Genomic DNA, 10822 nt, shown 5'->3' with positions numbered 1-10822 from the left:
TCATCCTCGCCGCCCACTCACGACGCACCACAACCACCCACCCCACCAACAACGACCCCTGGACGATCACCAGCTACGAAAATCTTGTATGAGCCCAAATGCATAGGGCACTTACCTGAAGAATCGTTTCCGCAGGCACCACCAACCGCCCCGCCGCCCGGCAACGGCGCTCGGCCTGCACCCCTCCCGCTCCTGTCGCCGCGAGCGGAGCGAGCAACAGCAACAAGCCACGGGCGGGGGTGGGCGGCAACGGAGGCGCCATGTAAGCCACCCACAGCTGCCGCCCCCGCCGCCACCCGCGCCAATGCCACCACTGCTGGGGGGAACGGGTTCCGCATCGTCGACGCCCAATGAGGCCGACCGTCGGCTTTGCGCCACTGCGCGCTACTGCGTCTGCGGTAGCCGGTTTGTCGGCAGGCGCACGACGACGGGAGGGGGTCGGCACGGACATTCTGGTGAACGTTCCCGGGGCTCCGAAGCACGTGGTCGGGCAGTGCCCAACCCCTGCGGCAGGGTGCCTTGAGAATGTACGTTGCTTATAGAGAGAGTGATGTTCTCGTACCTGCGAAGGAATCCGCACCCCGCACGGGGCGCAAGCAAGGGAGACACCATGGTGGTCGTATGTTGAACCCGGAGGACCAGTTCCACGTCGGCATCGTCGTCGAGGACTTCGAGGCGACGCTGGAGCAGCTCTCGTCGCTGTTCGGGTACGAGTGGTGCGACGAGACCGGCGGCCCGGTGGCCCTTGAGCTGCCGACCGGGTCCGCCGTTCTCGACATGAGGTGCACGTTCTCGCGGACGTCGCCACGGCTGGAGATCGTGCGACGCATCCCGGGGACCCTGTGGGAGCCCGTGCCCGGCTCCACCCTCCACCACGTCGGCTACTGGTCCGACGATGTGGCCGGGGACACCGCGAAGCTGGAGGACCACGGCTATGTGATCGAGGCGACGCGCCAGGGTGCCGACGGCGGTCTGTTCTTCGCGTTCCTGCGCAGCACCAAGGGGCCCAGGGTCGAGCTGGTCACCCGGGGCGTCCAGCCGCATCTGGAGCAGTACTGGGCGCAGCCGTCGGCGACGTCCGGAGCGATTACTGGAAGGGACGACTCATGACGACCGTAGGTATCGCCACCGGCGCCGGACGCGGGATGGGGCTGGACTGCGCCCGCCGGCTCGCGCACCAGGTGGATGTGCTGCTGCTGGTCGACCGGGACGAGGAGGCCGTGGCCGCGGCTGCCAAGGAGCTCTCGGGGGACGGCTGGGGCGCGGTCGTCGAACCGTTCGCCCTGGACGTCACCGACCGGGACGGCATCGCCCGGCTCGCCGCTCGGGTCCGCGAGCACGGCACTCTGCGGGCCGTGATCCACGCCGCCGGGATCTCGCCCACGATGGCCGACTGGCGCCGGATCTTCGAGGTCGACCTCGTCGGGACCGCGTTGCTCGCGGAGGGTCTGCGGCCGCTCGCCACCGCCGGGACGGCGCTGGTGTTCTTCGCCTCGATGGCGCCGATGATCGCCGGCGTCGACCTCGACCCCGACCCGGACATCGCCGCGGTCCTGGACGATCCCCTCGCCGAAGGGTTCCTCGACCGGCTCCGCGACACTGTCGGACCGGACATCGAGAACACCGGACTCGCCTACACCTGGGCCAAGCACGGCGTGCACCGCTTCGCCCGCGCCGAAGCGGTACGCCTCGGCCCGTCCGGCGCCCGGGCCTGCTCCATCTCGCCCGGCGTCATCTTCACGCCGCAGGGCAAGCAGGAGGCGGCCGACAAGGCCTCGATGCAGCGGCTCATCGACAGGACCCCGCTCGGCCGGCCCGGCGAGTCCGATGACGTCGCCGCCGTCGCGGCCTTCCTGGTCTCGGACGACGCCCGCTTCCTCAGCGGCATCGACGTCCTGGTCGACGGCGGTGTCGTCGCGGCCCTGCGCAGCTGACGTTCCGTCCGGCGCGCCGACCTGTTCCTGTGCAGGCTCCTGCAAGAGCAGGTCGGCGCAGTCATGCCCTGATCCTGAGCCTGAGCCTGATCCTGAGTCAATCCGAGGAAGAGACCATGCACATGTCTGTGAAACACCGACGCCGACGCCGCGCGTCCGCCATCGCCGTCGCCGTGAGCGCCGTTCTGCTTACCGGGGGACTCGTCGCCGGTTGCGACGGTGTCAACGGTTTCAACAGTTCCGCCGGCTGCTTCGGCAATGCCGGTACGATCGCCGACAGCCTCATAGCGATCCATGAGGCCGGCCTGGACTCCGCTTACGACCCCACGCGGACCCGGGAGTCGATCGACACCATCAACAAGATCCTCGCCGAGATCGGCGACAGGACCAGCGATGACAAGGTCAACAAGGCGGTTGACAACCTGGACAAGTCCATCGCCGACTACAACAGGGCCATTCTGAACGGCGACACCAACCCGGACTCCAGCAGGATCAATGCCGCAGCCGCCAAACTCAGGGATGTGTGCACGTCGTGACCATCCGTCACAACGGGTCGGCGTCAGGTCCGTTGTGTTCGCCCAGGCCGGGCGGCGGGCGGTAGTCCGGTTGGTGGCCGGCTATCCGGATGGGGCTGGCGACCAGGCGGAAGTCGCCGGCGGTCACGACCATGTCCGGGGTGTCCGCCAGCGCCTCCGGCAGGCTGCGGACGGCGGCGGCGGGGACGCCCAGGGGGCGGAGCCTGGACTCCCAGGAGCGGGCGGTGTCGGTGGCCAGGGCCTCGGTCACGGCGGCCAGGACCTCCTCGCGACGGGACGCGCGGTCGGCCATCGTCGGAAAGCCGGCGACACCCGCCTCCGCTGCGAAGGACTTCCAGAAGCCGTCGTGGGTGATGAACAGGGCCAGATGCCCTTCCAGGGTCGGGAAGATCTGGGCCGGGACGTAGTAGGAGTGCGCGCCGCGGGGCAGGCGCTTCGGCACCACTCCGTCGTTGAGGTAGGCCGATGCCCGGTAGTTGAGCTGAGAGAGCATCACATCCCGTAGCGACACGTCCACCTGGCCGCCGCGACCGGAGACGATCAGGGCGAGCAGGCCGATCGCGGCGGTCAGTCCTGACGAGTTGTCAGCCGCGGAGTAGCCGGGCAGGCCCGGCGGCCCCGATGGCTCGCCGGTCAGCGCGGCCACGCCGGTGGCGGCCTGGACCACGTAGTCGAAGGCCGGGTCGTCGCCGTTGTGGAGACCGTAGCCGGTGATGGCGACGCAGACGAGCCGGTCGTTCCACTGCCGCAGGGCGTCGTAGGTGAGGCCGAGCCGGTGGATCGCCGACGGTTTGAGGTTGACGAGCAGGGCGTGCGACTCCGCGACGAGCTCATGCAGGCGGGTCCGGTCCGGCTCGGAGTCCAGGTCGAGGCGGATGCTTCGCTTGCCCCGGTTGAGGCTGGCGAAGTAGGAGGCGCTGACCTGGCGTGAGATGTCCCCGCCGGGTGGTTCGATCTTGGTGACCTCGGCGCCCAGGTCGCTGAGCATCATGGTGGCGTAGGGGCCGGCCAGCATGGTGCCGACCTCCAGGATGCGGATGCCCGCCAGCGGCCCCGCACCCGCATGACCCGAGCTCACCGCACCCGCGCCCGCCGCACGCCCGCTCACCGGAACTCCGCCGCGAGCCCGGCCAGCATGTCCCTGGTCCGCTGCTTGGAGGCGATCAGTTCGTCCCGGTTCTCGCCGATGGGAAGCAACCGCACCGACAGGTCCGTTGCCCCCGCGTCGGCGAATCGGCGGAACCGGGCGGCGATGGCCGCCTCGTCGCCGACCGCGCAGAGGCCGCCGATGTCCTGGGCGTCGCCCTGGTCCAGCAGGCGCTGGTAGTTGGGCGATATCTCCGCCTCCCCGAGGATCCGGTTGGCGCGTTCGCGGGCCGCGTCCTCCTCGCCCGGTCGGCACAGGCAGACCGGGATTCCCGCGACGATCCGCGGGGCCGGACGGCCCGCGCCCTCGGCCGCCTTGGTGATGCGTGGCACGACGTGCTCGCCGACCGCGCGCTCGTCGGCCATCCACAGCACGGTCCCGTCGGCCCGTTCGCCCGCGAGTGCCAGCATCACCGGGCCGAGCGCGGCGATCAGCACCGGCAGTGGAGCCACCGGGCCGATCTCCAGCGGATTGTGCACGGTGAACGAGGCGTTCTCGACGTCGACCGGGCCGGGGCCGTGCAGCGCGGCGTCCAGGACGTCCAGGTAGTCGCGGGTGAAGCCGGCGGGACGGTCGTAGGGGAGGCCCAGCATGTCCCGCACGATCCAGTGGTGCGAGGGGCCGACGCCCAGCGCCAGCCGCCCGCCGGTCGCCGCCTGCGCCGACAGCGCCTGCCGGGCCAGCGCGATCGGATGCTGCGCCTGCAACGGCACCACCGCGGTGCCCAGCTCGATCCGCGAGGTCCGCGCCCCCATCAGCGCGACCGCCGTCAACGCGTCGAAGTCGCTGGGGATCTGCGGCACCCATGCCGTGTCGATCCCCGCGCCCTCGGCCCACTCCACATCCGCGATCATCCGCGCGACCTTGCGCGCGGAGTCCCCGCGTTCCGGCCCGATCATCACCCCGACCCGCACAGTGCCTCCAGTTATTCTCAGGTGGTTCAGGTGGTTGACGTGTCGTCAGACAACCCGTGCGGCCGTGGCCGTCAGCGCGCGAACACCCGCCACCACCGCGTCCAGCGGGGTTCCGGTCGGGAAGACCGCTCCGGCTCCGGCCGCGTGCAGCCGGGGTACGTCGGCTGCGGGGATGGTGCCGCCGACCACGACGGCGATGTCCGGTGCGTCGGCGGCCCGCAGGCCCTCGACGACGCGGGCGGTCAGGGCGAGATGGGCGCCGGACAGGATGCTGAGGCCGACCACGGCGACGTCCTCCTGTACGGCGGTCGCCACGATGGACTCGACCCGCTGACGGATGCCGGTGAAGACAACCTCGAAGCCCGCGTCGCGCAGCGCCCGCGCCACGATCTTGGCCCCGCGGTCGTGGCCGTCCAGGCCGGGTTTGGCGATCAGGATGCGGGCGGCGGCGGCCATCAGAACACCACCGGCTGCTGGAACTCGCCCCAGACCGCCTTGAGGGCGGCGACCATCTCGCCGACCGTGCAGTAGGCGTTGGCGCAGTCGATCAGATAGGGCATCAGGTTGTCGGTCCCTTCCGCGGCGCGGGCCAGGTCGGCGAGAACGGTGCGGACGGCTGCGGCGTCCCGGGTGGCCTTGACGTCGGCGAGCCGCTTCAGCTGCCGGTCCAGGCCCTCGGCGTCCAGCTCGTAGGTGGCGAGTTCGGGAGCCGGCTCGTCCGCCGTGAACCGGTTGACCCCGACGACCGGACGGGTCCCCGACTCGACGTCTTGGTGGATCCGGTAGGCCTCGTCGGCGATCAGGCCCTGCAGATAGCCGTCCTCGATGGCCCGGACCATGCCGCCGTGCCGCTCCAGATCCTCCATGATCTCCACGATCCGGGCCTCGGTGGCGTCGGTGAGCGCCTCGACGAAGTAGGAGCCGCCGAGCGGGTCCGCGACCCTGGCCACCCCGGTCTCATGGGCCAGGATCTGCTGGGTGCGCAGGGCCAGCGTGGTGGACTCCTCGCTGGGCAGCGCGAACGGCTCGTCCCAGGCGGCGGTGAACATCGACTGGACCCCGCCCAGCACCGAGGCCAGCGCCTCGTAGGCGACCCGGACCGTGTTGTTCCGGGCCTGCGGGGCGTAGAGCGAGGCGCCGCCGGCGACGCAGCCGAAGCGGAACATCGACGCCTTGTCGCTGCTCGCCCCGTAGCGCTCGCGGACGATGGTCGCCCAGCGTCGGCGTCCGGCCCGGTACTTGGCGATCTCCTCGAAGAAGTCGCCGTGGGTGTAGAAGAAGAAGGAGATCTGTGGGGCGAACTCCTCGATCGTCATCCGGCCGCGGGCCAGTACGGTGTCGCAGTAGGTGACGCCGTCGGCCAGGGTGAAGGCCATCTCCTGCACCGCGTTGGCCCCGGCGTCGCGGAAGTGCGCGCCGGCCACCGAGATGGCGTTGAAGCTGGGCACCTCGGCCGCGCAGAACTCGATGGTGTCGGCGATCAGCCGCAGCGAGGGGTCCGGCGGCCAGATCCAGGTGCCGCGGGAGGCGTACTCCTTGAGGATGTCGTTCTGGATGGTCCCGGTGAGCTTCGTCCGGGGGATGCCCCGGCGCTCGGCGGCGGCCACGTAGAACGCCAGCAGGATCGCGGCGGTCCCGTTGATGGTGAAGCTGGTGCTGATCTTGTCCAGTGGGATGCCGTCGAACAGCACCTCGGCGTCGGCGAGGGTGTCCACGGCGACGCCGACCCGGCCGACCTCCTCGCTCACCTCCGGGTCGTCGGAGTCGTAGCCGCACTGGGTGGGCAGGTCCAGTGCCACGGAGAGACCGGTGCCGCCCTGCCCCAGCAGGTAGTGGTAGCGGCGGTTGGACTCCTCGGCGGTGCCGAACCCGGAGTACTGCCGGAAGGTCCACAGCCGCCCCCGGTAGCCGGAGGGGTAGTTGCCGCGGGTGAACGGGAAGCGGCCCGGATCGGGCGGCTCGGTGACCCGGTCTGCCGGTCCGTAGACCGACTTGAGCGGGATACCGGAGGAGGTCTGCGTCGCTGCGGAGTTCTGGGGGTGGTCGTTCACTTCAGCTGGTCCTTCATCACCTTGCCGCTGGCGTTCAACGGCAGCTCGTCGAGGAAGTCCACGTACCGGGGCGCCTTGAAGCCGGCCATCCGGGTGCGGCTCCAGGCGATCAGCTCCTCCTCCGTCACCGGGCTGCGCCGGACCACGAAGGCCTTGCCGACCTGGCCGAGCCGCTCGTCGGGGACGCCGATCACCGCGGCCTGGGCGACCGCCGGATGCTCCATCAGAAAGCCCTCGATCTCGGCCGGGTAGGCGTTGAAGCCGCCCGCGATGAACATGTCCTTCTTGCGGCCGATGATCCGCAGCCTCCCCCCGTCGTCGAGTTCCCCGAGGTCGCCGGTGTGCAGCCAGCCGTCCGGGTCGATCGCCTCGGCGGTCGCTGACGGATCGTCAAGGTAGCCCTGCATCACGGTGTAGCCGCGCACCAGCACCTCGCCGTCGTCAGCGATCCGGAGCTCGACGCCGTCGCAGGGGGTGCCGACCGTGGTCGCGATGGACTCGAAGGAGTCACCGGGCCTGGACGCGGTGGCGGTCCCGGCCTCGGTCAGGCCGTAGCCGGTCATGACCGACCGGAACGGCAGCTCGCTGACGATCCTGCGGATGAGTTCGACCGGGATGTCGGCGGACCCGGTCACGGCCACCCGGAGCGAGGACAGGTCGTGTCCGCCCGGTGCGGCCAGCAGCGAGTGGTAGAGCGTGGGCGGTCCGGGCAGCACCGTGACCTTCTCGCGCTCCACCAGGTCGAGCACCTGGTCCACGTCGAAGACCGGCACCGGGAGGATGGTCGCGCCGCGGATCAGCGAGGCGATGCAGCCCGCCTTGTAGCCGAAGATGTGGAAGTACGGATTGACCGTCAGATAGCGGTCGCCCTCCCGCAGATCGGCCAGGTCGCACCACTCCGCGTACAGCCGCAGCGTCTGCGCGTGGTTCATCATCACGCCCTTGGGGCGTCCGCTGGTCCCCGAGGTGAACATGATGTCGCAGACGTCGGTGCCGAGCACCTCGCGCTGGAACGGCGAGCCGCTGGCGAGGAAGTCCGACTTCAGGTCGATCACCGGCACGCCGGGCGGGGCCGGGTAGTCCTGTCCCAGGAAGCCGCTCTGGACCAGGACGGCCTTGGCGCCGCTGCGGCGGATGATGTCCTGCGCCTCGTCCGCCTTGAAGCGGGTGTTGACCGGGACCAGCACGCCGCCTGCGGTCAGCAGGCCGAAGGCCGCGATGATCCATTCGGCGGAGTTGGGCGCCCAGACGGCGACCCGGTCGCCGCGTTCGATCCCGGCCGACGCGAACGCTCCGGCGGCCACCCGGACCCGGTCGACCAGGTCGGTGAAGGTGAGCCGCAGCGGGCCGTCCACCACGGCCTCGGCGTCGCCGAAGCGGTCGGCCGCGCTCAGCACCATCCCCGGGATGGTCTCCCAGGTTTTTGGGGTGCTCAGCATTCCGCGATCAGCCTGGCCAGGTTGCCACCCATGATCTTGGCCTGGTCCGCCTCGTCGAACTTCGAGAGCGTGTCGACATAGGTGACCGGGTCGGCCAGTCCCTCGGGGTGCGGCCAGTCGGAGCCGAACAGCACCCGGTCGACGCCGACGACACCGGCCAGTTCGTGCATGTCCTCCTCCCAGAACGGGCTGATGTGGATCCGGGTCCTGACCTCTTCGACCGGGTCGCCGAGGAAGCCCCGCGGCTGCTTCTTGTAGACACTGGCGAGCTGGTCGAGCAGCGGCACCAGCCAGGACGAGCCGTTCTCGATGACCGAGACCTTGAGCTCGGGGAAGCGGAACAGCGCGCCGTGGCAGACCCAGGACGACACCGCGTCGGTGACCGGCCGCCACTCGTTCATCATCCGGAAGACCTGGGCCTCGAAGGGCCGCATCTCCTGCCCCTTGCCCTCCCAGTCGTTGGAGTAGCGGGAGTAGCCGCTGTCGGAGGAGTGCATCGCCACCAGGACGCCCGCCTGTTCGACCCGCTTCCAGAACGGGTCGAACTCCGGCAGCGCGAACGACCGCGAGCCGCCGTAGCCGGGCACCGGGGCCGGCCGGACCAGGATCGTCCGGGCCCCGCGCTCCAGGCACCACTCCAGCTCGGCGATGGCCTTGTCCAGGATCGGCAGGCTGATCACCGGGGTGGTGTAGATCCGGTCCTTGTGGTTGAAGCCCCAGGTCTCGTACAGCCACTGGTTGAGCGAGTGCACGACGGCGTGGATCAGCTCGGGCTCGTCCCGCATCCGCTCCTCGACCAGGCTGGCCAGGGTGGGGAACATCAGCGTCTGCTGGATCCCCATCTCGTCCATCAGCTCGAGGCGGGGAGCCGGCTCCCGGAACGCCGGTATCGACTTCATCGGGGTTCCGAAGAGCTCCCGGTGCGACTTGCCGTCCGGGTTGCCCTCCCGGAAGTACTGCTCCCACGCTCCCGGCCGGGCCACCACCTCGAAGGTGGGGTTGGGGATGTAGTCACTGATCTGGCCGAGCACCGCGATCTTCTTGCGGCCGTTCACCACCGGGTACTGGATGGCCGACCGGTACCGCTCGGGCAGGTACCGGGTGAGTGCGTCCTCGGTCTCGTACAGGTGGTTGTCCGCGTCGAAGAGCGGGTACGGCAGCTCGCGTGATGGCATGAGATCCTCCTTTGCTGAATAAGAGAACCTTATTCTCCGTCGTGGCGCACTGCAATGTCCCGACGGAGATGAAACTTCTGGATCTTGCCACTCGCGGTGCGCGGGAAGTCGTCGACGGTGTGGAGCTCCTCCGGCCACTTCTGCCGCGCCAGGCCCGCCTGTTCGAGGTGGGCGCGCATGGCGTCGATGGTGGGCGCCGGGTGGCCGGGCCGCAGCCGTACGACGGCCGCGGCGTGCTCGCCGAGCCGGACGTCGGGGGCGGCGACCACGGCGGCCTCGGCCACGCCGTCCATGGCGAGCAGCAGTTCCTCGACCTCCACCGCGCTGATGTTCTCGCCGCCGCGGATGATGATGTCGGCCTTGCGGTCGGTGATGGTCAGGTAGCCGTCCGCGTCGAGCACGCCGATGTCGCCGGTGCGGTACCAGCCCTCGGCGTCGAAGGCGCTCTCGGTCAGGGCCGGGTCGGTGTAGCCGAGGCACAGGTCCGGGCCCCGGCTGAGGATCTCGCCGTCGCACTCCAGCCGGAACTCCACGCCGGGCAGCGCGTTCCCGTCGGTGTACAGCCGCTTGTGCTCGGGCGCGGTGTGCAGCGAGCCGGTGATGGACGGGTGCTCGGTGCTGCCGTAGGAGCGGAAGGCGGTGATGCCGAGGGCCTCCAGCCTGGTGGTGACCGAGGTCGGGACCGACGCGCCGCCGAGGCCGGCGTACTTCATGTGCGCCAGGTGCCCGGGGGTGAAGTCGGGGTGGTCGAGCAGGCTGGTCATGTAGTAGGCCGCGCCGCCGCCCACGGTGAGGTCTTCATGCGTCATCAACTCCAGTGCCTGGCCCGGGTCCCAGGTGTCGGCGAGGTTCACCGGCGAGCCGTCCAGCACCGGGATCAGGAAGGCGTTCACCATGCCGATGAAGTGTCCGACCGGCGCCGAGGTGAGCTGGCTGCCCCGGTCGGGCGGGTAGAAGCCGGCGAGCTGGCGCGTCTCGCAGCCGAGGGTCTGGTGGCTGTGGACGACGCCCTTGGGGTCGCGGGTGGTGCCGGAGGTGAAGGCGATCAGGGCGGGGGCGGCCGGGTCGGTCCGGATGACGCCGGGCATGGGTTCGGCGCTGAGCAGCTCGTCGAAGTCCCGCCCCACCACCCCGACCACGGGCACCTGCGCGCTCAACTCGGCCTGGTACTCCATCCGCCCGAACCGCTCGGCCGTGACGAAGACCTTCGGCGCGACGGAGTCCAGGATGTAGCCGACCTCCTTGCGCCCGTAGAAGTGGACGATCGGCACCACGACCGCTCCCAGCAGCGCCGAGGCCCAGAAGACCGCGGCGGCCTCCATCCAGTTGGGCAGTTGGAACGCGACGGTGTCACCGGGGCCGACGCCGCGCTCGCGCAGCCCGCCGGCCAGCCGGCGCGCGATCCGTTCGACCTCGCCGAAGGTCCCCTCCCAGGGCCGCACGGCCGAGTGCACCCGGAACTCGGTCCCCGGTGCGGCCTCCAGGCCGCGGGCCAGCAGATCGCCGATGGTGTCCTGGGTCCACCAGCCCTCGGCCTCGTAGCGCTGCACCAGCTCGGCGGGGATCTTTCGCATGACGAGAGCTCCTTCCTCGACGTTGAGAATTGCACTCTCTCAGCAAGAGAAG

General features: G+C 70.1%; 10 protein-coding genes. 3 read left to right on the top strand and 7 right to left on the bottom strand.

The window, feature by feature from the left end; genetic code table 11:
- Positions 1–621 precede the first annotated feature (621 nt).
- The 3 genes from ABH941_RS09190 (at position 622) to ABH941_RS09180 (ending at position 2470) form a co-directional block, all read left to right on the top strand.
- Entirely contained in the window at positions 622–1110 is a 489-nt protein-coding gene (locus ABH941_RS09190; RefSeq protein ID WP_370128139.1) for a VOC family protein, read from the top strand.
- Positions 1107–1934, top strand: coding sequence for an SDR family oxidoreductase (locus ABH941_RS09185; RefSeq protein ID WP_370128138.1), 828 nt, complete (start codon positions 1107–1109; stop codon positions 1932–1934). The genes ABH941_RS09190 and ABH941_RS09185 overlap by 4 nt, the downstream gene beginning before the upstream one ends.
- A gap of 116 nt (positions 1935–2050) precedes the next feature.
- Complete coding sequence (locus ABH941_RS09180) at positions 2051–2470, top strand: hypothetical protein (RefSeq protein ID WP_370128137.1); 420 nt, start codon at positions 2051–2053, stop codon at positions 2468–2470.
- Between the two features lie 7 nt (positions 2471–2477).
- Here the strand turns inward: ABH941_RS09180 and ABH941_RS09175 are convergent, their stop codons facing one another.
- The 7 genes from ABH941_RS09175 to ABH941_RS09145 are packed head-to-tail and all read right to left on the bottom strand — an operon-like array spanning position 2478 to position 10770.
- Complete coding sequence (locus ABH941_RS09175; protein ID WP_370128136.1) at positions 2478–3578, bottom strand: CaiB/BaiF CoA transferase family protein; 1101 nt, start codon at positions 3576–3578, stop codon at positions 2478–2480.
- Entirely contained in the window at positions 3575–4516 is a 942-nt protein-coding gene (locus tag ABH941_RS09170; protein WP_370128155.1) for an LLM class F420-dependent oxidoreductase, read from the bottom strand. The genes ABH941_RS09175 and ABH941_RS09170 overlap by 4 nt, the downstream gene beginning before the upstream one ends.
- Before the next feature lie 60 nt (positions 4517–4576).
- On the bottom strand, positions 4577–4987 hold the full coding sequence (locus ABH941_RS09165; protein ID WP_370128135.1) for a cobalamin B12-binding domain-containing protein: 411 nt from the start codon (positions 4985–4987) through the stop codon (positions 4577–4579).
- Positions 4987–6582, bottom strand: coding sequence for a methylmalonyl-CoA mutase family protein (locus tag ABH941_RS09160; RefSeq protein WP_370128134.1), 1596 nt, complete (start codon positions 6580–6582; stop codon positions 4987–4989). The genes ABH941_RS09165 and ABH941_RS09160 overlap by 1 nt, the downstream gene beginning before the upstream one ends.
- A complete protein-coding gene (locus tag ABH941_RS09155) occupies positions 6579–8021 on the bottom strand; it encodes a FadD3 family acyl-CoA ligase (RefSeq protein ID WP_370128133.1) in 1443 nt (480 codons plus the stop codon). Before ABH941_RS09155 ends, ABH941_RS09160 begins: the two co-directional genes overlap by 4 nt.
- Entirely contained in the window at positions 8015–9196 is a 1182-nt protein-coding gene (locus tag ABH941_RS09150) for an amidohydrolase family protein (RefSeq protein ID WP_370128132.1), read from the bottom strand. The genes ABH941_RS09155 and ABH941_RS09150 overlap by 7 nt, the downstream gene beginning before the upstream one ends.
- A gap of 29 nt (positions 9197–9225) precedes the next feature.
- Positions 9226–10770, bottom strand: coding sequence for an AMP-binding protein (locus ABH941_RS09145; protein ID WP_370128131.1), 1545 nt, complete (start codon positions 10768–10770; stop codon positions 9226–9228).
- Positions 10771–10822: the final 52 nt, after the last annotated feature.

The sequence above is a fragment of the Streptacidiphilus sp. EB103A genome (assembly GCF_041261405.1).
Lineage (GTDB): Bacteria > Actinomycetota > Actinomycetes > Streptomycetales > Streptomycetaceae > Streptacidiphilus.
The sequence above is the reverse complement of the archived record's forward strand: the minus strand, read 5'-3'. Positions and strand labels throughout refer to the sequence as shown.